Raw genomic sequence first — 21686 nt, 5'->3', positions numbered from 1 at the left:
GGGGAGGGGGTATTCGTATGGGGCCATTTTTTCATGGATTATTATTGGCATTAGGGCTGATACTTCCGTTGGGAGTGCAAAATATATTCATCTTTAATCAAGGTGCAATCCAACCTACAATAAAAAAGGCATTGCCAGCAACGATTACAGCTGCAATTTGTGATACAGTGCTCATTCTGTTAGCAATTTTAGGTGTTTCGTTGGTTGTGATGCAATATGATTGGTTGCGCCTTACATTAATCATAATCGGAGTTATATTTTTATTGTATATGGGTTTTCAGATTTGGTTTGCCAAACCGAATTCACAGTCAGGTGCCCAATCCATGCAGATGTCGGTCGGCCAAAAAGCAAATTGTGTTTACTTTATCAGTCTCGTTACTGAATCCGCATGCAATCTTGGACACGATAGGTGTCATCGGTTCGAGCTCCCTTGTTTATTCTGGGAAAGATAAAATGATATTCACCATAACGTGCATCTTTGTGTCATGGTGCTGGTTCCATGGATTATGTCTTGCGGGGCGATTGCTGAAAAAGGTTGATACATCCGGGAAATTCCTTGGAATATTAAATAAAATTTCTGCAATCATCATTTGGATCACAGCTCTCTATATGGTGAAATCGCTTTTTTGAATCAGACCAGGTATTCAAGGGTTTAAAAGATACAGGACGCTTATGTATAAAAAAAGGGGAATGCATATCATATATGCATTCTCCCTTTTTTTGTCCTGATAAGCTGACAACCTGCCCTCATTCATCTTCATATCGTGAGAGCGGGTTATTGAAGAGCAACCAAGTCCTTGATTTCCTCTGTGGAAAGTTCGGTGATCCAGTTGTCACTGCTTATGATCTCGTCGTTCAGGGCTTGCTTTTTATCAAGCATCTGGTCGATTTTTTCTTCCAGGGTCCCTGTGCAGATTAGCTTATGAACGTGAACGAAACGCTGTTGCCCTATTCGGTAAGCACGGTCGGTGGCTTGATTCTCAACAGCCGGGTTCCACCAGCGATCATAGTGAATCACGTGATTCGCTTCTGTAAGATTAAGTCCAGTGCCGCCTGCTTTCAACGAGAGTATGAAGATGGGGAATTCCCCATCTTGGAATCGGGTGATCATTTCATCACGCTGTTTCTTGTTCGCACTCCCGTTCAGGAATGGCACTTCAAAGCCATATCGTTTTTCCAGCAATTCTTTAATCATATTGCCCATCCCGATATATTGTGTAAAAATGAGGCAGCTTTCATCCTGTTCGCGGACAGCATCGATAATCTCGGTCAGTTTCTCGAGTTTGCCTGATCGGTTAGGTGCCTTCATGATGTTTTCCTTCTCCGTCTCTTTTAAGTAAAGAGCTGGATGATTGCAAAGCTGCTTGAGCTTATTCAGCATCTGGAGGATGATGCCTTTTCTTTCAAAGGCAGACAGTTGTTCGATATCATTGAATGTATCTTTTATCAGTTGTTCATACAACGATGCTTGCTCGGTGGTAAGCGGAACGAATTCCTTTTGTTCTTGCTTATCCGGAAGATTAAGGGCGACTTCTTTATCGCGTTTTGTACGGCGAAGCAAGAATGGCTGTATCAAACGCTGCAATTCCTTGATTTTATCCTTCTGTTCATCACGCTCAATGGTCGCCACATATTTTTCCTGAAACTGACCTAGCGTTCCGAGATAACCTTTGTTGATGAAGTCAAAAATCGCCCACAGCTCACTTAAACGGTTTTCCATCGGCGTACCCGATAAGGCGATATGATGTCTGCCGTTTAGCTTGCGGACCGCTTTGGATTGCTTTGTTTGGGCATTCTTGATGTTTTGCGCTTCATCAAGGATAACGCTGCTCCAATGGATGGTGGTCAGTTCAGCCACATCTTGGTGGGTCAGTCCATATGATGTTAAGACAATATCATGATCGGCTGCCAGTTTAGTAAATGCTTCACCTTTAGCACGATTCGATCCGTAATGAAGGTGAACTTTAAGTGATGGTGCAAATTTCTCCAATTCCTTTTGCCAGTTGCCCAGGACCGATGTCGGGCAGACGATGAGCGCCGATTGTACAGAGACGGATTCGGGGGCAGTGGCAATGATCTCAGCCTCATCACTGCTCTCTGTGCTGCTATCCTCTTCGACAATGATCGGTTCACTTTTTTGTTTATCCCTAGGGGCAGTGGGGAGCTCTTTACCGGCTCCTTCCTTGCCTTTCACATGAAGTAGGTAGGCTATCATCTGGACGGTTTTTCCAAGTCCCATATCGTCGGCTAGACAAGCACCAAAACCATGCTCCCTTAAAAAAAGGAGCCAGCTCATGCCCAGTTTTTGATAGGGGCGTAAATCACCTTGAAGTGCATGAGGGACGGGCAGGATGGAAATGTTTCTGGTTTCCCGGAGTCTTCCAACCATTTTACGGAGCTCCTGGTTCAATTCAAATTGAATCCTGAGCATCTCGTCGTTTTCAGAATCGTCATCGCCATCTTCATTTATGCCATTCAACAGTTCCTGTTGCAGCAAGTCAGTCAATTGGATGCCTTTTTCATTAGCTGTTTCCATCAGCTCCTGAATTTGTTTAATGAAAGCTGGATCAAGCTTGACCCATTGGCCGCGGATGAAGACAAGCCGCCTTTTTTCATTGACGAGCTCCTCGAACTCCGCCTCGGTGAGCTCTTTGCCATTTAATGAGAACCGCCAATCAAAGTCCATTAAAGCTTTTAACCCGACATAAGACGGGCCGCGGTTCGATTGGCTCTTCACTTTCGCCTTGACCTTCAATGAGGACTCCTTCAAGGCAAGCCACCATGATGGAAGGAGAATTTCGACGCCAAGAAACAGGAGTTTTTCGCTTGCATCGGTCAAGAATTCCCATGCATCCGTTTCTGAAATTTCCCTTTTCAGACGGCCATTCTCCCCAAGCCATGGCACGACGAGCTGCCAGCGTTTCGTAGCACGCACCACTTCACTTGCATACTTATTCCAGCCGCGCGGCAGTTTATTTCCTGTATATGTTTCAATGATATTCTCATCCCTTTTTGAACGAAGGGTAACATCGAGTATCCAAGGCCCATTGCCATCAGGAGGCTCAGTTAACCGGAGACCTATAGTGAATGGCTTGGGGTCAGGAAGGGTTCCGAGCCATTCCTGCCAGCTGTCTTTGTCAAAAAAGGCCTGCAATTCTTCGGGAGAGAGCCGTGTATCCTTTAATGCCCCGACGGCCTCGCTCCATTTATGCTGCATGGGTGAATAGTTTTTTAAATACATATTAGCGGCACCGTTATACCACTTTTCGATAAAAGTACGGTTGGTTTCCAGTTCAGGTGAAGGGAGATCCAAAGATATTTCTTCTTCCCAAAAGGAAGGGACGAATTCCTCCTCCACTTCTTCCGGCAGCTTCCAGCCGATGGAGTCCAACTGAAGATTAGTGAAATCCGGTACGGGGATTCCGGCTTCAATGGATTCATGTAGAACGGGCGCTGCTGAAAGGCAAAGGGAGGATAACTCGGACCATTCCCATTCTATGAAGGAGTTAAAGCTTTCCCTAGCAAAAAAGTTGAGAAGTCCCCAAGCGTCAAGAATGAATACTTGATTTCCATCCACTATATCCGTAGTCATTTTGGTACCATAAAAGCTTGCGTCATCCCAGTTGAATAACAGCCTGCGTATATAATTCGTAGTGAGGAAGGTATTCTCTTCATTGACGACACCAAGGGCGTAAGTTCCGTTTTCGAGAGCCGCTATTTTGATTTTTAATTTCCCTGGATTAAACATCGATAAGCTTACCCCTTTTTAGTTCTTCTTGGAAAGCGCGAAGCCGTTTGGTTGAATCTGCTACATAAAGTATATAACGATCGAATACGTCTTCCTTTTTGCTCTTTTTATAGATGGTGCGCATCCTTTTCAAATAACGGACAGCTTGCTTATAAGCAGGCCGGTTTTTCAAAGAAACCTTTTCCTGGACCGCATGATAATAAAGGGGCAGGATTAGTTCCGGTTCTTTTGAAACCACTTCTTTGATGGATTCACTGCTGATTAAGTCAATGCTGATTTCCGAGTAAATATGCATCTCCACCCATTTTTTATATTGTCCTTGTTCAAAAAGGAAATTTGCATAGTTCCAATAGCTGTGCGGAAGGGTGGCCCTGTAAAATTTCTCAAGCAAATCGGTCCGTTTTAATTTATAACAGCAACTATTAATTAAAGTCGTGAACGTTCGGACGAAATCTACCCGTTTATAATAATCCGATAAACCGGCAAGGAATTCCTGGACATTATGATTGATGAATTCAATGAAAGGGATGGTACGTGACCGGTTGTCAGATTCAGCCAGGAGATTCAGCCAATAAAAAATGTATGGACAGGCTTCCTTCTTCAATCCATGAAGAAGCTCAATCGCTTGTTCATCATGGTTCTCCAAAAGGGATAGGTGAATGGCTGCGAGGGAATAGGACGTCCTCTCTGTAGTGCCCATATACTTGTCGGGAAGTTCCTTATTGATTCGTTCCAGTTCCTCTTTACGCCATGAGGAGTTGGAGAACAAGTAGCTCCATATCTCCCGGTAGAGGTCAATCTTTTCGTATTCCAGGCCTTCTCCTCCATCCAGTAGTTTAGCTACATCTTCCTTGATGCTGAAAACGAAGGGATCAAAGGCGAAGGGCCTCGCTTGCCTGCTAAGCGGCTGTACCGATTCATGCAGCTCTTCTGCCAGGTCGACGGCAAGTGCATAAAAGACCCTGATCGTTTGCGTCTCACTTTTATGCAGCTGAATCACTCTCAGTGTCTGCTGCATCGTGCAAAATTGCGTAACGAAATGATAAAGCAACTTCCATTCCCTTTCCATTGGAGCTTTTGAGCTAAGGCGTTTAAAGTAAGTTTGTATATGATTTTCAATCATATAAGTAGCCTCGCCTATATGAGGCTCGATATGTTCCGCAAAGGCATCATGGACGAATTGCTTCCATGATGGGTAGCTTTTATCTAAGGTGATGGAATTCCCCGCCGCCTGTTTAAGTAATTCACTTGCCCGTTTAACCTGCTGCAGTGCTTGGGCAGTTGAGGTGTTTTTTGGTGCTTTCCATTCACTCAGCCATTCGGAAACACTAGCGTGTTCAGAATATGCAGAAAAGAAAACGGCCAGTTGATGCCGGCATATGAACCTTGAATCACATGTACAGCTTCCATCCTGAGGGAAGAGCAGATTCAGCCTGGCCTTAAAGCGTGTCCCATCCTGTACCTCAGCCGCAATCGTGTCCGCCGCTTCTTCTTTAATATTAACGAGCCCCTGACGGTATAACTGGAGCCCTTGATTCACCACATCCGAATCTTCCGGATCCCCGGCCTCCAAAAATTCCGCCAGCCGCTCCCCAACTAACAACAACTCCCGCTCCATACTCTCCTCCTTCAGGGACAAGCCCTGTTTACCAAAATTTATATTTTTTGTATGATCATGATCATCAGTTATTTAACATATCGTAATCCTGCCCCTGGTTATTCTTGGGCCTTGCATATATTACATCCCGAGAGTGATTGGCGGGCTTTTTCCATGGCCGTTCTCTTTACGTTCTAATCCAGTTAATCGAACAAGGCATCACTGCTTCTAGCCGTATATTCATAAAAACCCTGTAAAAGTCAATATCGTCAAAAATCCCCTTGAATATAAGCGGTTCGGCTATAAACAGGAATAACTGGCATTAACGTTAACCATGCCTGAAATCCTTCATCCTCATCACACTTCACAAAACTAATTGATGAGGGGCGGGAACCTTTTTTAAAGGTGCGTTTTTTGAAGCATCTCTTTATTATACTTCATTTTGGCTTGGAATTTAAAATGTAGAATGGAGGTTTTGAAAATGATGCGTGAGAAATTATACATATTCCTGGTGAATCGCTCAGTTTGCAGGCAAATGGGGTTCTCTATAAAAGTTAATACAAAGTTGACTGGAGAGGGAGCCAGAAGGCAACTTTCAAATTGTACATTCCTAAAAAAATGTAGACAAACTCGATTTTCATCGAGTTTGCCAGTCTGGAGCCATTCCAGTGGGAAATGGCCAAAAATATAGAATTAGTTTATTTTCATTTCGTTCTTCCAACTATCCAACTTTTTGTTGATGAATGTCACAAAGGTATGATTTTTTTGTAAATCGAATAGAAACGCTGACTTTTCCAAGTACTCTTTTGCCTCTTCAAAGTTACCTATAAGTTCAAAATTGTAACCTAAATGGTAGTGTAAATCAGCTAAAGCATATAATTGATCATGTTCGAGGCACCACTTTATGGCATCTTGGCAGCAGGCAATGGACTCTTCGTATCGGACCAGGCGTGTTAACACTCTGCCAAAATTATAGGATAGGCGTGTCTTTAGCGTTTTATCCGTCAAAAAGGGAAGGGCTTTCAAGTGATCCAAAGCTTTCCTTAACAAGGCGAATGCATTTTCGTACTGTTCTTCGGCAACATACATTACACCAAGGCTGCTTAAGATTTCAAGCTCCCGTTCAGAATATATTTTGTCGGTCGTATGAGTAATGGCGATGGCCTGATTAATGAATTCGATGGCTTTATCTAAATCTTTATTTTTTTCATATTCGTATATTCCCTTGTGCCAAAGAATCAATTGAAGATTCTTTTTATTTTGAAGAAAGAGGGGACTGTTTTCCTCAGCCTTTACAATTTGCTGCATTTCCTCGTAATTACGGGTTCTCCTGGCTATTTTTAATTGATAAATCACTTCTTCAACGTAATCCAGCCTAGGGGTCATTCCAATATCGAAAAAATAGTTTACATCAACGCCTAAACGTTGGGAAATTAAGTAGAGGGTGGATGCATATGGATAGACATCGCCTTTTTCAATCTTGCTTATCTGTGCTTGTGTACAAATACCGGATGCCAACTCTTCCTGGGAAAGCCCGATTTGTTTACGTAGCTCTTTGATCTTTTGTCCAACTGCAAAAAAATCCATTTTGATTCTCCTTAAAATATGCCTAGAGTTATATTTTGTCATGAAAAATCGGTGAAAGCGGTATGTACAGGTCCTGAACGGTTTAAATAGAATCTTTAGTCGAAATATATGGTTTTAAGAAGTGTGGTTAAATATAACTATAGAATTAATTTCTATTTTAACCAATATTTTTTTAAAAGAAAAGGAGGAATGACCTATGAAAAAAAGTACTAAAGCATTAGTCGTATCTTTTCTTATCATCGCTGCTTTTGTTATTGTCCCAAGCGAATTACCAGGCCTTTACGCAGAACTTCCAGGTTTATATAAATAAGTAATGGAGCATCCCTATCAATCATTCAAGCATCTTCATTAGAAGATGTTTTTTTTATTATTATTAAATGATTATTCTTTTGCGCATATTCCTGTAGTTATAATTATCTATGAATGGGGGGTGTTAGGTTCATTTGGTAGGTGCGGGAGAAACGTGAGCGTAGTTTGTAACACCTATTTCCCTTTAATGATTTTGTTATAGTGTAAATAACAAAACGGAGAGAGGTGTAAGGTGAATGATGGATATTAATATGAAGGTTCAGCCCTCTTTTTACGATGATGAATGTGCCATTGTGTTTTCTTTTTATTTTGATAAGGCAACCAGGAATATTGGTGAAGCAGTGGTGTACACATGCAAAAAACAAGATCAAAAAGAATACAGCCAAGATCATATAGATACAGATATACAAGAAAAAATCGCCTATATTAAAGAGTTTTCCATTGCAGATGAATATCAGGCAACGTCGATGAAGAAAATCAAACATTTTTTGAATGTAATCGGTATCAAGAAATGTGTAAAGCACAACCTTAAGGGAAATGAAATCGCATTTTAAACGATAAAAACTCATGACATACAACCCGTCATGAGTTTTTACCATTTAAATGAGAGTTTTGAGTATTCATCTTCTTTTTGATGAAATCGCTCATTTGTTTCCGTTCACTTGGTTTAGCGTTATTTGTTCTTTCAAAAAATTTAAAGTATTGTTTATTGCTATCAGATTTCATGATGTCTCTCCTTTGCTTTTTTTTATTTACCCGTTTCTCATTAGTTAAAACATGATTTTCATGATAAAGGGAAAAAATAATGAACAAATAATTTACATAATTATTCCTATAGTTATATTTTCTTCTGCGAATCACTGTATATAAGGATTAATAAGGTAATAATAAGTGGTATTGCCGAAATATGGAGGAAATTCGTGTTTTATCATATGTTAAATAAATGTTAAAATGGTCCGAATATCGGATTTTTCATTAGAAACATCAGTTTCTAGTACCCTAAAGTGAAGAGGGTTGAAGGACTCTTTTCGATGGCCCCCGAGGACTTGCTTGGGGGATTTTTTTATTTGGGCAATTTGTCCACATTATTTCTATAATATGTATCGTTTTGTTTGTCTATACATGGGTAATTATAAGAAATAAGATGAATTAAACCTTTTTTTCAGCAGTTTAATCGGAGGAATATATTATATGTATGTGAAAATGAAAAATGATCCCACTAAGCGAACTTTCCAGCAGTACATTTTTCCATTTGCGCTTGAAGGAAAAATGATTGAAAAGTTTGTGGAAAAGTTGTTTAAGGACAATTTCGTTTTTTTGAATTTGAAAGATATGGAACAAGAAAAACAATTTTACGGTGGCCATAAAGTTTCTCACCGTAAATTGGAAAAGTATTTCATGCCTTACATCGAGCCGATTTTATTTCCAGGCAATGCAAAACAGAAGGAAGGCTTGCGGCGTTTTACGAAAAAACTGGATATTGATTGTACCTTCGAATCACCCTATTTAAATACCCCATTTATTATCAACTCTATAGATATTTTCATATGCCCATTTCATATCGGCATGATGAATCTTCGCATTACTTTGCCTGAGGGGCTTTCTTATGATGATGTGCTCTATTTTGGCGATACATTCAGAATCCTCGAACCGATCGCTGATGATGAAGAAAAAACGAAAGTAGGCTGTCGGGAAAATCAGTATGAACAGGTGAAGGATTTCATTTTCAATGAACTATTGCCGCCAATTGAGGAATATATGGATGAAGAACAAAGTAACCCTACATATTTTGGCAGTTTGCCCTTTTTCATCGATGAAAGAATGTACGTGATCAGTTATACTGCATTCCCTGAGAATCGTAATATTACTAAAAATGATTTATTCCGAATCAGTGAACTGAACGGGTATGACAATGATGGTGAGCCATATATAGGCGCATTAAACCCCGATTATATAGACAAGTATTATCAAGAAAGGGTATATGACAGGTGGGGCAAGGAAACCTATTATATAACTAGCATGTATCATTTTGCGTGTGTCACGAAAGCGAAAGGTAAACTGGAGCAGGAACTGGCAAGCGAAATGTATGGCCAGCATTTTTATACAGTGTTGCTTTTCTTCTATTATAAAATCGTACTGCTTAAATTGTCCCATGAACATTCCAAGATAGATGTGGAAAAAGATCAAGCGGATACGGAACAGCTGATTTTCATGATCACTCAGTTTTCTGCAAAGTACTTATTCACTGAAGTTAATAGTACGTCAATCGGTAAAGAGCTATTCAAAAAAACGGATGAAGCCTTCAGGATTGCCGCTCTCTACAAGGAAGTGAAGGAAACACTTTCCTATCTTTATCAAAATCAGGATAAACTGTCTGGGAAAAGCAGTAATTATCTCTTGCAAATACTAACGATCTATACGGTTGTTTCCGGGATATTCGGAATGAATCTATATATTGAAGATTGGAAAGGGAAATTACCGTGGAAAGCTTATATGAATTACACCCTATACGAATGGGTGGCTGTCATTGTTACGACAAGCGGTCTGGTCATTTCGGCCATCTTGGGCTTTTTCTTCTTGAAAAAATGGCTAAATGAGAAAAAAAGCCGAAAAAAAAGAATGCTTTAATATAAAAGTCCTGTACACCATGTACAGGACTTTTGTTTTAGAAAAAACATGGTCAACTAGAAAAATTAAGAAATTCGGAATGCAAAATCCCCCATTCCCCTAATATTTTGCTAAACTATAGGTATATCATTCTAACTATTCATTAGGAGGAAATCATGAAGAAATTAGCTTTAGTTTCCAGCTTATTGTTGATGAGCGTATTGTTCCTGGCCGGATGCTCGAATGAGCCAAGTCCGGAAGATCGCTTTGCGGCATATACGAAGCTTTGGAATAAACAGGATTTTGCGAAGATGTACGAGTATCTGTCGCCTGAGACAAAGAAAGAAATCAGTGCGGATGAATTTGCGAAGCGTTATGAAAAAATCTATACAGGCATAGAAGCCGACCAATTAAAGGTGGACTATAAACAGCCTAAAGAAGAGAAAAAGCATAAAGATGGAGAAAAGGTAAGCCTTTCATATACCGTTGACATGTCCACTATGGCTGGTGCTGTCAGCTCTGACCATAAAGCGACACTTGTCAAGGAAGGGGAAGGCGAGGAAGAAAATTGGTACATCAAGTGGGATGAAAGCTATATATTCCCTCAATTGGAAGCTGGAGAGAAAGTATCGGTTGAATCGTATCCAGCCATTCGCGGTGAAATTGTCGATAGAAATGAACGCGGCCTTGCCATGAATGGAACGGTAGCAGAAGTGGGGATCGTGCCAGAGAAAATGGCCAACGAATCCGAAACGGTTAAAAAGGTCGCTGGAATCCTCAAAATGTCCACCGACGAAGTGAATCAGAAATTAAAACAATCATGGGTAAAGCCAAGCTATTTCGTGCCCATCAAGAAGATGTCAAATGATAATACGGCAACCTTGGAAAAGCTATTGAACATTGCCGGTGTATCTGTCAATAATACGGAAGAGCGTATATATCCGTATAAAGAGGCTACTGCCCATCTAATTGGATATGTCGGTGAGGCATCTGCGGAAGATCTGGAGAAATTGAAAGGAAAAGGTTATACCGCAAGTGACGTTATTGGCAAGCGAGGTCTTGAGGAAGTGTTGGAAGCGCGGCTTAAAGGTGAACCTGGAGGTAAAATCTTTATTAAAACCGAAGATGGCGAAGAAAAAGTGATTGCTGAAAAGCCTGCTGAAGAGGGAGAAACAATTACCTTGACCATCGACGCCGAGCTTCAAAAAGATATCTTCGAGCAATATAAGAATGAAACTGGATCGGCATCGGCAATTGATCCGAAGACAGGCGAAACGCTTGCACTTGTTTCAAGTCCGTCATTCGATCCTAATAAATATATTTTCGGGATAACAAAGGCGGAACAAAAAGCGCTTGAAGAAGACCCGGACAAACCACTTTTAAACCGCTTCAGTTCGACGTTTGCACCTGGTTCAACCATTAAGGCCATCACTGCGGCAATCGCCCTGAAAAATGGTGTGGATCCGAAAGATTCGATCAATATCCAAGGGAAAACGTGGGCCAAATCAACATGGAAAGATCATTCCATTACAAGGGTGGCGGACCCCGGTGTTCCAATCGATATGGAAAAGGCATTAATTTATTCAGACAATATTTACTTTGCCCAACAAGCTTTGGGGCTTGGAAAGGAAAAATTCACAAATGGACTCAAGGCATTCGGATTTGATGAGTCTTTGAACTACGATTATCCGATCAAAGCATCGAGCATCGGTAAGATCGACAGTGAGGGACGCTTGGCGGATGCCGGATATGGTCAAGCGCAAGTCCAAATGAGCACGCTACATCTTGCCATGACCTATTCAGCCTTCTTGAATGAAGGAAACATCCTGACACCTTCGTTAATAACAGGAGATAAAACAGAAAAGAAAATATGGAAAGAACATGCGATATCAGCAGACCAAGCAAATCAGGTCACCAAGATGCTCACACAAGTGGTGGAACATCCTAAAGGAAGCGGACATGGAATAGATGATCTTGGCATCAAGATCGCTGCCAAAACGGGAACTGCCGAAATCAAGGCATCCAAAAATGCCGACGGAACAGAAAATGGCTGGTTTGTTGCCATGGATACAGAAGACCCGGAACTTCTCATGGCATGGATGATGGAAGATGTAAAAGGACGAGGCGGCAGCCATGTCGTTATCGATCATATGAAACCGGTGTTGAAAAAGTATTTGAAGTAAAGAAGCGGGTGAAAATGCAGCAAGCATTTACCACTAAAAAGCAGGACATGGTTTCATACATGTCCTGCTTTTATATTTTTCACACGTTGAGGATTCCATTTTGTTAAGACAATAAAGCTGGATTTGAAGGATAATGAGTCGGACATACAGAATGTAAAAAGAGTACATGCAAGCGGGATCCGATTTCTGCAGCAGTGACATCTTCCAGGCCATTACCCATGCTAAAGATAAATAGAATAGGGATGAGGATGAAAAGCAATGAGAATTTTAAGGTATTTGTTTATCGCTTTCTTTATCATTTTTTTTACATTTCCTTCTCATGAAGCAACGGCAGCGGAAGAGAACACAACGATGGAAGTGAAACTGAAGAATTATTTGGGGAATAGAACCAGTGTCAAAATAACGGCAACCGGGGACTACCGAACTTCAGGGGGAGAGATATTCATTAGGGCGGGTGAAAATCTGACTTTGAAAGTGGAGTCGGCTAAACTTGCCGTATACAAAGGTTTTAAGAAAACGGGATCTTATGCTTCCTTTAAGGTGATTCCAGTTAAGCCTGATGCTTCATTGTCAATAAACGGCCGTACGTATCTTGGCTCATTTTCATTTACAGCGGAGGACGGTTACATCCGGCCGATCAATCATGTTTATCTGGAAGATTACCTAAAGGGCGTTGTCCCGCTGGAGATGCCCGCACTATGGCATGCCGAAGCCTTAAAAGCACAGGCGATTGCCGCCCGGACTTATGCACTTCGCCATCAATCCACAATAATTGATGATACGGTTTCTTACCAAGTATATGGGGGGGCTGCCGATCACTATCGAACTAATTCAGCCATTGAACAGACAAAGGGCATGGTAATCAAACATGAAGGCGAAATAATCGAAGCGTTCTTTTCCTCAAGCAATGGAGGAATGACCGAATCGAATTCAAATGTTTGGTCAAGTGGCAACCCCCTTGCATATTTATCTATAAAAGAAGATCTCTATGATTCGAAAACCAATTGGGAGATAATGCTGGACAAACAGCAAATCGACCTTTCAAAAATGAATTTATCTAAACCGGAAGAATGGTGGGCAAGTGTAAAGGAAAAAGATAAAATGGTTGTGCCGAAACTGAAGATTTGGCTGAAGAATATTGGATATGCGAATAAAGATATTAAAATAACGGATATTCCCTTGTTAACATTTACAGATGAAAAAGCGGGAGGCCGTGTAACGAAAGGCTCCATCCAACTGAATTTCTATATAAGGGATCTCGTTGATGACAGGGGGAAACTTTTGCAGCAAACGGTTAAGCTTACTAATGTCGCGGCTTCCAAAATCAGGGGCATGGTGGGGCAAGAGGTGATGAAAAGCTATTTGGTTGACCATTCATCTACTGATCCTTCCAAAATTTCCATTAAAGGATCAGGATATGGGCATGGTGTAGGACTAAGTCAGTTTGGAGCGAAAAACAGAGCGGAAGCAGGCCAATCATATCAAGAGATTTTGGCGTTTTATTATCCTGACACAACTATAGAAAAGGAATATGGACCAGGTGCTGGATCTAAAACGGAACTTGTCGTAAAGTCGGAACCGAATTCAGTAAACATGACAGCGGTGACGGATCGCTTAAATGATGAGGTTGGAATCACATACTCCCTAAAAGAAGATGCTGTGGTTACACTCACGATTAAAAATAGTAAAGGGAAAGCCTTAGCTATCCCAGTCCGTGACCAAACAATGAAAAAGGGTACCCATTCGGCAATCTGGAACACAAAAGCGGTAAGTAACGGTACATATGAAGCAGCAATATCAGCAATGGACCGAAGCGGGATTGAAGGTTCGGACACGATGGCGATTAAGATCAGTAAAGATACATCGGCACCGAAAATAACCGATGTCAATACATCGGGTGATTATAGTACCGAGAAAGCGAACATAACCTATACCATTAATGAAAACGCTAATGTAACAGTGGCAATTAAGAACAGTAAAGGAAAGGTTGTTGGCATCCTTTCTGAAAAGCAGTTCAATAAAGGCAGGCAATCGGCAACCTGGGATTTCAAAAATATGTCCAACGGGATGTTTACGGTGACAATCTCCGCTAAGGATAAGAGTGAAAACCAGAAATCCATTTCAACGAAAATCTCCATTAGGAAGACCACGGGAATAGTGACTGCAAGCGAATTATATATTAAAGAAAATAAAAATGCATCCTCTGAAACGGTCGGGAATCTATACAGGGACCAAGCCGTAACGATCCTGTCTCAACAAGATGAATGGTATAAAGTGAAAAAGGGAAGCCAAATTGGGTATGTATTAAAAAAACATGTAAAAAAATGAATGAGGAGGACGTTAATTAGGGCGTCTTTTTTTATAAAGGATATTTAGATTCTTCATCAAATTCACGAGTAAAAGGAGCAAATTCACGAGTAAACGGCCCAAACTCACGAGTAAATGCGCCAAATTCACGAGTAAACGCACCAAATTCACGAGTAAGCGCGCCAAACTCACGAGTAAACGCACCAAACTCACGAGTAAAGCACAAATTCACGAGTAAGCGCGCCAAACTCACGAGTAAAGCACAAACTCACGAGTAAATGCGCCAAACTCACGAGTAAACACGCCAAATTCACGAGTAAACGCACCAAACTCACGAGTAAAGCACAAACTCACGAGTAAACACGCCAAATTCACGAGTAAACGCACCAAATTCACGAGTAAATGCGCCAAACTCACGAGTAAACGCATCAAACTCACGAGTAAACGGCCCAAACTCACGAGTAAAGCACAAACTCACGAGTAAAAGGAGCAAACTCACGAGTAAACGGCCCAAACTCACGAGTAAAGCACAAACTCACGAGTAAACACGCCAAATTCACGAGTAAACGCACCAAACTCACGAGTAAAGCACAAACTCACGAGTAAACGCACCAAACTCACGAGTAAAGCACAAATTCACGAGTAAACGCGCCAAATTCACGAGTATACTCACCAAAACATTGAGTTAACGGACATCAATAAAAATGCGTACTGAAAAAAATGAGTGAATGAGATAGAATTTTAAAAGAGGAATGAATGTATTCATTGCTCTTTTGTTTTATGCTGACCGGGTGTGAACGGAACGCCGGCGGCTTTTGTGATGATTTTCGAAATATCCGTATTTTCTAGGACTCCATCGAAGGCTTCACTGCCTGGACCCGAGGCGAAAATGGGAATCATATTGGCTGTGTGCCCTCCTGTGGAACTGGCCGCCCGTATGCTTCGATCGGCTACACCCGCCTTATGGTACCTGGCGATGGTGCTTCCGATTTCCCAATCGATTTGATGTTGTCGATAGACAAGCGTTCTATTATTTCTTACGTTATCGATGAATTGGTCGACTTCCTGATCCGTAAGGGATATATGTGCATACTTCTTGAATGTGGAAACGACACTTTCTGGATTGATTTCATTATTTTTATCGAATGTAAGCTGTTTGGACATATATTCAGATGAAACCTTGATTTTTTTCAATGCAGTGATATCCATTGTTTCAGAAGCGGAGGTCCCCATTGTTTCGTGGTCTGCAAGTACAACAATCAATGTATCATTTCGATTTTTCGCCCAATTTACTACCTCTTTCACGGTTTGGTCAAATTCGATCGTTTCTTTCCATATTCCAGTGATATCGGCGGCGTGCTCCATATGGTCAATACGGGCACCTTCTGCCATCAAGAAGAATCCTTTATTACCTCTCGATAAAATATCCATCGCTTTGGCTGTCATTTCGGGTAGAGATGGCTCTTGAGAATGTAATACGTCTTTATCCAGTTTAAAATTCATATAGGTTGGGTGAAATAACCCTAAAAGTTTTTCCGGTTTATTAATGGAACTCAGTTCTTCTTTCGTCGTCGTAAACCCATATCCAGCTTGTTTAAATTTAGCGATTAAATCCTCGCCATTTTGCTTATCCGCCTTGAAATAGCTGGCACCTCCGCCGAGAATGACGTCGATTCGGTTATCAAATAGCTGCCTCGCGATATTTGCGCCACCTGTCCAGCGGTTAGGAACACTTGCACCAAAGGCAGCGGGTGTGGCATCGACTACCATATTGGTTGAGATGATCCCCACTTTTTTTCCATCGTTCTGAAACGCATCCAATATACTATCCACCTCGGAACCATTGGCATCGACACCGATTGATTCATTGTTGGTTTTTATACCAGTGGCAATCGCAGACCCTCCGGCAGCTGAGTCAGTGACGAAATTATTGGCGGAATACGTGCGCATCAGGGCAACATGCTCCAGTTGTTCCAAATGTAGAACACCTGTCTTTCCATATTCCAATTGCCGGGCAATCTCTATGGCCCCTACCCCCATGCCGTCGCCAATCAGCAATATGACATTCTTGGGTGTTTTTTTTGTCTCTGCTTGAATAGGGGAGCTCATGTAAATAAAGCAAAATATAAGAACGAATAATCCAAAGTGACGCGGCTGTGCAAGTTTATAAATGAATTTTCTGCTTGTCTTATTCATCTGTAATCCTCCAGTGGTTGAAAGTCTTCCTATTATTTGTTTAAATCGATAAAAAATCCCCTCCCTGATTTTCAGGATGGAGCTAATCTTTTTAGAGCCCTTTATGGAAGGGCATCCAGCCGCTTTTTACGTAATTTATCTTTCAAAAAAATAAAGGATTTCTATATAATTACAATATGAAGGTGATAATTAATAAACAGTAAATATTTAACTGATATAATTTCACTAAAGTTCAATTGAATTAATAGGAGAGAAAACCCTATGCTATCCAGTATGAAAAAGTTCTTCAAAGAAGGTTCTAAAGACTTAAAGAGAATTTATAAGTTGGTAGAAGATGTGAATCGGCTAGAGGGTAAATATGAAAGTTATTCAGATCTGGAATTAAGCGGAATGAAGGATAGATTTAAAAGCGTATTGGATGCTGGTGACAATATATTGGATATACAAGCAGATGCTTTTGCTGTCGTGAGGGAGGCTTCTAAACGAGTATTGAATCTTAGGCACCATGATGTTCAGCTTGCAGGCGGTTTTGTCCTGAGTGAAAGGGGCATCGCACAAATGAATACGGGCGAGGGTAAGACGCTTGTCTCTACTTTGCCTAGCTATTTACATGCACTGTATGGTAATGGTGTCCATATCATTACGGCCAATGAATATTTGGCCAGACGTGATATGGAGTTAATGGGACAAATTCATGAATTTCTAGGGTTGACGGTTGGTTTGAACATTTCCCAAATGGGGCCTTCCGCAAAACGTGAAGCGTATGCCGCAGATATCACGTATGGAACGGCAACAGAGTTCGGGTTTGATTATTTACGTGATAATATGGTTTACCGAAGAGAAGACAAGGTTCAGAGAGGACACCGATTTGCCATCGTCGATGAGATTGACAGCATCTTGATTGATGAAGCGAGGACACCATTAATCATTGCGGGCAGGGCAAGCGACGGAACCGAGCTTCACCAAATCACGGCACAAATCATGAAGACATTTTTAGAAAATGATGATTACGAGATTTTCGGCGAGTCAAGGTCTGCCTATTTTACGGATCAAGGGTCCACCAAGATTGAAGAGGCCTTTGGTATCGACAATCTGTATGGAATGGAACATCAAGAGTTATTACATAATGTTACACAGGCGCTAAAAGCTCATGCAATCATGAAATTGGATGCGGACTACATTGTCATCGATGGAAGAGTTGCAATCATCGATAAATTCACAGGCAGGGTGATGGAAGGGAGAAGCTTCAGTGATGGGCTTCATCAAGCGATTGAGGCAAAAGAGGGACTGGAGATTTCCGAAGAGAATGAAACACAGGCCATGATTACCGTCCAAAATTATTTTCGATTATATCATTCAATGTCTGGGATGACAGGCAGTGCCATGCCATCAAAGTCTGAATTCCAGGAAATATATCAGCTCCCGGTCATTGAAATTCCAACTAATGAGCCCATCATTCGAGTTGATGAGGTTGATTTGATTTATAAAGATGAAACTAGTAAAATCAACAAAATCGTCTCGGAAGTAAAACGGATTCATGATGGAGGCAGACCTATTCTGATCGGGACGACCTCCATTGAGCAATCTGAAAAAATTTCAGTTCAACTAAAGAAGGGCAATATCAAACATCAAATCCTTAATGCGAAGACGGAAGCGGATGAAGCGGAAATCATCGCGAATGCCGGGCAAAAAAATCAAGTGATGCTGGCTACGAACATGGCTGGGAGAGGAACGGATATATTACTTGCGAATGATGTCAAGGAATTGGGCGGCCTTCATATTATCGGTACGGAGCGACACGAAAGCCGCCGGATCGATATGCAGCTAAGAGGGCGTTCCGGCCGGCAGGGTGATCCTGGTTCAACACAATTCATCATTTCTTTGGAAGATGATTTGTTTGATTACTATGATGAAGAAGAAATCGGGCGTTATATCAAGAAAATCAAAACGGATGAAAATGGATTGGTGCTAAGCCCTGCACCTGATAAATTCGTTAAAATGGTTCAGGAAACGGTAGAGCAGATGCATCAATCAAGCCGTTACCATCTATTGAAGTTAGAACATTCATTAAATGAGCAGAGTAAAATCATCTATGCAATGAGAGATCGGATACTTGAAATGGACCTTGGAAGGATGCCGGCCATTTTACTTGAATATATCGAAAAATACATTACTCGGCTCACAGTGAAATATTATCCTGAACATATGGTTGAACCTGTTTCCTCTGCCTATATTGAAGAGCTTTCCCATGTTTTCCTGTCGTTAGGTTGGCAGGCAAGTGATTTTCAGGATCCAGATGGTCAAATTGAAGGAAAAGCGTTGGATGCTTTAGGTGAATTGGAATCGAGGCTGATGGCCTTTCAAAATGATGCAGAATGGGGAAACCAGTTGCGTGCTTTCATGCTGCAGCATATTGATACAAATTGGATGAACCATTTAGATGAAATGAACAGTCTGAAGGAAGGCATTGGTTTAAGCGGATATGGTCAGCAGGACCCATATACACTGTTTGAAAAAGCGGCTCTCAGTCAATTCGACCTTCTATTAAGTAAAATAGAGTCGGAGATAAGCATCCGTTTTATGGAATATATGAAAAGCAATCAGGAAGATGCAGCTGCCTTGGAGGGTGAGGAACGATGAGTTTATTTGGAAAAAGGGATAATGCAGCTTCAGATGTACATGAGTTGTTAAATCAGGATGACACCATTCATACTGCCCTGGTGTTTCACAACGGGTGGGAAATTTCCAAGCAAGAGGAATATGTATATAAATTCCACCATAAAAGGCTGCCTGCATTAAAACCGAACCAAATTTCAATATCAGGCATCAAGCTGACCAGGGTGGAAGATGATGTAATCATAGTGGCTTTTCTGCGAAATTCAATAGAGAAAGCTGTCAGGTTTGATATCGTGGATTTACTGTTAGTTGATGGAGATGGAAAATTCCTCGCAAAAAAGACATTCGATCTTACAGAGCTTGGTGAGATTCCAGCACTCTCAAGCATGCCATGGCGTTTCTTATTCGAGGAAGAAGATATGTTGGCGGAATCGATTCCTGATGAAGGTTGGAAGATTGCTTTTGAATGGAATGGAAAGTAGGAAAACAACAGTATGAATCTAGCGGCAATCTGTAGCTTTTTTGCCGGAGTGCCAAAGCAAAGCCCAGCCCTCATCCTTTTAGTGATGAAGGCCTTTTGTTTATTAGGGAAGTCATTAGTGCCAAATATTTATGCTGTTTTCTGTGTGCAATTTCTCATAAATGGCAACGCTAAGTAATATTTATAAGTAATCTTCCGCAATCAGGCAGTACTAAGGCTTGGAAATAATGAAGAGGAAAGTGGCAGGAGCATGAATAATAACCTGAATCAACGATTGAAGGAGAGGCTATTTGAGATATTGTCATTTTCAATCGTGGCCATACTTTTCACTTATACGAATGATAGGATGGGTAACGATCTTTCTATTGGAATCATTACGATAATCATCGGTGTTGCCGGTTTTATTGTTTATTTGAAGGAATGGATAACGAACCGAATCGTAAAGGGCATCATTTTTTCAGTTTTCCTTCTTTCGATCATGGTCTTTTTCCTTGGGGACATCTGGTTTTATCGTTATTATTCGACACCTTTAACTTCCTATATGTGGATGCAAAAAAGCAATCTGAATGGGCTAGGTGAAAGTATATTCAGTATGATGGAAATGAAGGATGCAATCTTTCTTCTGGTAGGCATCCCAATTGCTGAATCATTTGTAAAGAAAAAATACCCCCTCAAGCATATGGCACTAGTGCCGGCCGTAATATTCCTGATGATAGCAGGATTAAAGCCGGTCAAGAATATCTTTTTCGACAAAGTGGATATAACCCGGCGTTATGAGGCGAATACCTTCTTGCGAAACTGGGGTCCTATCGGTCATCACGCATTAGATACATATGCCTATTTTATTGACTCGGGAAGGCATGGAATGTCCTCGGAAGATAAGAAGGCCGTCTCTGATTACTTCAATCATAAGAAAAGAAAGGAGAATGTCCATTCCGGATCCTTGGAGGGGAAGAATCTGATTATCATCCAGGTGGAATCTTTGCAGTCGTTTCCGCTATTTCAAAGCAGTGCCGGGCAGGAGGTCACGCCATTCATGAATGAACTGGCGAAAGGGGGATTGTACTTCCCGAATGTATATCCACAGACGGTATTTGGAAATTCATCTGACGGAGAACTTATTGTGAATACCGGTCTATTTCCTTTAAAGCAAGGTGCGACCTTTTTTCGATTCCCTTATAATGATTTTCCAGGTCTTGCTAAGGAATTAAAGAAGTCGGATTATCAAAGTTTTGCTTTCCACGGAGATGAAGAAGACTTTTGGAATAGGCAGCATGCATATCCCTCGTTAGGGTTTGATGACTATCTTTCCATAGAGGATATGCAGCAGGATGAGATGATTTCGATGGGCTTGGGAGACCGCAGTTTCTTCAATCAAAGCTATGATTTCTTAAAAGATAAACGAAATCCCTATTACGCCTTTTTCGTTACTTTGACCAGCCATGTACCTTTTTCACTGCCGGAAGAACAGATAACATTGAAGCCTGAAGCAGGAAAAGAGAACAGTTACCTGACCAAATATTTTGAAGCGATTCATTATACAGATTCAGCCATCGGGGATCTCATAAAGAAGTTGAAGGATGACGGGAAAATGAAAGACAGCGTGATTGTCATATACGGAGATCATGATGGCCTATTTTTAAAAGATAAACACGAGGTGGAAGCGTATTACGGCAGTAAAATTAGCGATGAAGAGTGGATTGAAAAATATATGCCCATTCCCGTGATCATTTATCAGGAGGGTATGGAAGGAAGAACGATTGATAAGGTAGCGGGCCAAATCGATATTCTGCCAACTCTATATGATCTGTTCAATATTAAGAGTTCTTCGTACTTTGGAGAGAGCATGCTGAATGGCGATGAAGGCGATGCTTTGATATTGAAAGGGGATTATGGTTCTCAAATGAAAATAAATGGGGAAGGCAAGGCCGATGGTTTTTCATCTGAAGACCAAAAGGAGATCGAACTGAGTGATCAAGTGATACGTTCAGATTACTTTAAAACAATTGGGAAAAAGGTAAAAAAAGAGGATGACTGATAAAAGCCATCCTCCAT

The 21686-nt window shown here is 41.2% G+C and carries 14 protein-coding genes and 1 pseudogene; 8 read left to right on the top strand and 7 right to left on the bottom strand.

Translation table 11 applies throughout. The features are described 5' to 3' along the window. Nucleotides 1-17: 17 nt before the first annotated feature. A pseudogene (locus tag ACQKFG_RS15605) lies at nucleotides 18-630 on the top strand (LysE/ArgO family amino acid transporter). A gap of 145 nt (nucleotides 631-775) precedes the next feature. Here the strand turns inward: ACQKFG_RS15605 and ACQKFG_RS15600 are convergent. The 3 genes from ACQKFG_RS15600 to ACQKFG_RS15590 form a co-directional block, all read right to left on the bottom strand. Next, nucleotides 776-3748, bottom strand: a complete 2973-nt coding sequence (locus ACQKFG_RS15600) for a DEAD/DEAH box helicase (RefSeq protein WP_427560443.1) — start codon at nucleotides 3746-3748, stop codon at nucleotides 776-778. Beyond that, nucleotides 3741-5366 (bottom strand): SWIM zinc finger family protein, encoded by a 1626-nt coding sequence (locus ACQKFG_RS15595; RefSeq protein ID WP_427560441.1) that lies wholly within the window; start codon nucleotides 5364-5366, stop codon nucleotides 3741-3743. Before ACQKFG_RS15595 ends, ACQKFG_RS15600 begins: the two co-directional genes overlap by 8 nt. 672 nt (nucleotides 5367-6038) lie before the next feature. After that, nucleotides 6039-6932 (bottom strand): helix-turn-helix domain-containing protein, encoded by an 894-nt coding sequence (locus tag ACQKFG_RS15590; RefSeq protein ID WP_427560438.1) that lies wholly within the window; start codon nucleotides 6930-6932, stop codon nucleotides 6039-6041. 545 nt (nucleotides 6933-7477) lie between these two features. On the opposite strand from ACQKFG_RS15590, the gene ACQKFG_RS15585 reads away from it, so the two are divergent. Beyond that, nucleotides 7478-7795 carry a hypothetical protein gene (locus ACQKFG_RS15585; protein ID WP_427560435.1) on the top strand — a complete coding sequence of 106 codons (318 nt, stop codon included), beginning with the start codon at nucleotides 7478-7480 and terminating at the stop codon, nucleotides 7793-7795. 28 nt (nucleotides 7796-7823) lie between these two features. On the opposite strand, the gene ACQKFG_RS15580 is transcribed toward ACQKFG_RS15585, so the two are convergent. Next, nucleotides 7824-7967 (bottom strand): hypothetical protein, encoded by a 144-nt coding sequence (locus ACQKFG_RS15580; RefSeq protein WP_427560432.1) that lies wholly within the window; start codon nucleotides 7965-7967, stop codon nucleotides 7824-7826. A 465-nt stretch (nucleotides 7968-8432) separates the two neighbouring features. Between ACQKFG_RS15580 and ACQKFG_RS15575 the strand changes: the two genes are divergently transcribed. From ACQKFG_RS15575 to ACQKFG_RS15565, 3 genes are all read left to right on the top strand, one after another. Beyond that, nucleotides 8433-9869 carry a hypothetical protein gene (locus ACQKFG_RS15575; protein WP_427560429.1) on the top strand — a complete coding sequence of 479 codons (1437 nt, stop codon included), beginning with the start codon at nucleotides 8433-8435 and terminating at the stop codon, nucleotides 9867-9869. 155 nt (nucleotides 9870-10024) lie between these two features. Beyond that, nucleotides 10025-12031 carry a penicillin-binding transpeptidase domain-containing protein gene (locus ACQKFG_RS15570; RefSeq protein ID WP_192207219.1) on the top strand — a complete coding sequence of 669 codons (2007 nt, stop codon included), beginning with the start codon at nucleotides 10025-10027 and terminating at the stop codon, nucleotides 12029-12031. Between the two features lie 258 nt (nucleotides 12032-12289). Next, nucleotides 12290-14359: a SpoIID/LytB domain-containing protein gene (locus tag ACQKFG_RS15565; RefSeq protein ID WP_427560426.1), complete on the top strand. Its 2070-nt coding sequence runs from the start codon at nucleotides 12290-12292 to the stop codon at nucleotides 14357-14359. 31 nt (nucleotides 14360-14390) lie between these two features. Here ACQKFG_RS15565 and ACQKFG_RS15560 read toward each other — a convergent pair whose 3' ends face one another. The 3 genes from ACQKFG_RS15560 to ACQKFG_RS15550 all read right to left on the bottom strand — a co-directional run bounded on the left by ACQKFG_RS15560 (nucleotide 14391) and on the right by ACQKFG_RS15550 (nucleotide 16534). Further along, nucleotides 14391-14591 carry a hypothetical protein gene (locus ACQKFG_RS15560; RefSeq protein WP_427560423.1) on the bottom strand — a complete coding sequence of 67 codons (201 nt, stop codon included), beginning with the start codon at nucleotides 14589-14591 and terminating at the stop codon, nucleotides 14391-14393. A 78-nt stretch (nucleotides 14592-14669) separates the two neighbouring features. Beyond that, nucleotides 14670-14837 carry a hypothetical protein gene (locus ACQKFG_RS15555; RefSeq protein ID WP_427560420.1) on the bottom strand — a complete coding sequence of 56 codons (168 nt, stop codon included), beginning with the start codon at nucleotides 14835-14837 and terminating at the stop codon, nucleotides 14670-14672. A gap of 263 nt (nucleotides 14838-15100) precedes the next feature. After that, nucleotides 15101-16534 carry an alkaline phosphatase gene (locus ACQKFG_RS15550; protein ID WP_427560418.1) on the bottom strand — a complete coding sequence of 478 codons (1434 nt, stop codon included), beginning with the start codon at nucleotides 16532-16534 and terminating at the stop codon, nucleotides 15101-15103. Between the two features lie 261 nt (nucleotides 16535-16795). On the opposite strand from ACQKFG_RS15550, the gene secA reads away from it, so the two are divergent. The 3 genes from secA to ACQKFG_RS15535 all read left to right on the top strand — a co-directional run bounded on the left by secA (nucleotide 16796) and on the right by ACQKFG_RS15535 (nucleotide 21669). Beyond that, nucleotides 16796-19174, top strand: a complete 2379-nt coding sequence (gene secA / locus ACQKFG_RS15545) for a preprotein translocase subunit SecA (protein ID WP_427560415.1) — start codon at nucleotides 16796-16798, stop codon at nucleotides 19172-19174. Further along, nucleotides 19171-19632, top strand: coding sequence for an SLAP domain-containing protein (locus ACQKFG_RS15540; protein ID WP_342614815.1), 462 nt, complete (start codon nucleotides 19171-19173; stop codon nucleotides 19630-19632). Before secA ends, ACQKFG_RS15540 begins: the two co-directional genes overlap by 4 nt. 249 nt (nucleotides 19633-19881) lie before the next feature. Next, a complete protein-coding gene (locus tag ACQKFG_RS15535) occupies nucleotides 19882-21669 on the top strand; it encodes an LTA synthase family protein (protein WP_427560411.1) in 1788 nt (595 codons plus the stop codon). Nucleotides 21670-21686 lie beyond the last annotated feature (17 nt).

Origin of the sequence: Peribacillus sp. NPDC076916, from assembly GCF_050269675.1 — a bacterium.
Lineage (GTDB): Bacteria > Bacillota > Bacilli > Bacillales > DSM-1321 > Peribacillus > Peribacillus aracenensis.
Note: the sequence above shows the minus strand (reverse complement) of the source record. Positions and strands in the feature narration are given on the sequence as shown.

Excerpts from the sequence above, each read along its gene's own strand:
- ACQKFG_RS15600 (WP_427560443.1), bottom strand. The coding sequence starts at position 3,748 with ATGTTTAATCCAGGGAAATTAAAAATCAAAATAGCGGCTCTCGAAAAC.
- ACQKFG_RS15595 (WP_427560441.1), bottom strand. The coding sequence starts at position 5,366 with ATGGAGCGGGAGTTGTTGTTAGTTGGGGAGCGGCTGGCGGAATTTTTG.
- ACQKFG_RS15590 (WP_427560438.1), bottom strand. The coding sequence starts at position 6,932 with ATGGATTTTTTTGCAGTTGGACAAAAGATCAAAGAGCTACGTAAACAA.
- ACQKFG_RS15585 (WP_427560435.1), top strand. The coding sequence starts at position 7,478 with ATGATGGATATTAATATGAAGGTTCAGCCCTCTTTTTACGATGATGAA.
- ACQKFG_RS15580 (WP_427560432.1), bottom strand. The coding sequence starts at position 7,967 with ATGAAATCTGATAGCAATAAACAATACTTTAAATTTTTTGAAAGAACA.
- ACQKFG_RS15575 (WP_427560429.1), top strand. The coding sequence starts at position 8,433 with ATGTATGTGAAAATGAAAAATGATCCCACTAAGCGAACTTTCCAGCAG.
- ACQKFG_RS15570 (WP_192207219.1), top strand. The coding sequence starts at position 10,025 with ATGAAGAAATTAGCTTTAGTTTCCAGCTTATTGTTGATGAGCGTATTG.
- ACQKFG_RS15565 (WP_427560426.1), top strand. The coding sequence starts at position 12,290 with ATGAGAATTTTAAGGTATTTGTTTATCGCTTTCTTTATCATTTTTTTT.
- ACQKFG_RS15550 (WP_427560418.1), bottom strand. The coding sequence starts at position 16,534 with ATGAATAAGACAAGCAGAAAATTCATTTATAAACTTGCACAGCCGCGT.
- secA (WP_427560415.1), top strand. The coding sequence starts at position 16,796 with ATGCTATCCAGTATGAAAAAGTTCTTCAAAGAAGGTTCTAAAGACTTA.
- ACQKFG_RS15540 (WP_342614815.1), top strand. The coding sequence starts at position 19,171 with ATGAGTTTATTTGGAAAAAGGGATAATGCAGCTTCAGATGTACATGAG.
- ACQKFG_RS15535 (WP_427560411.1), top strand. The coding sequence starts at position 19,882 with ATGAATAATAACCTGAATCAACGATTGAAGGAGAGGCTATTTGAGATA.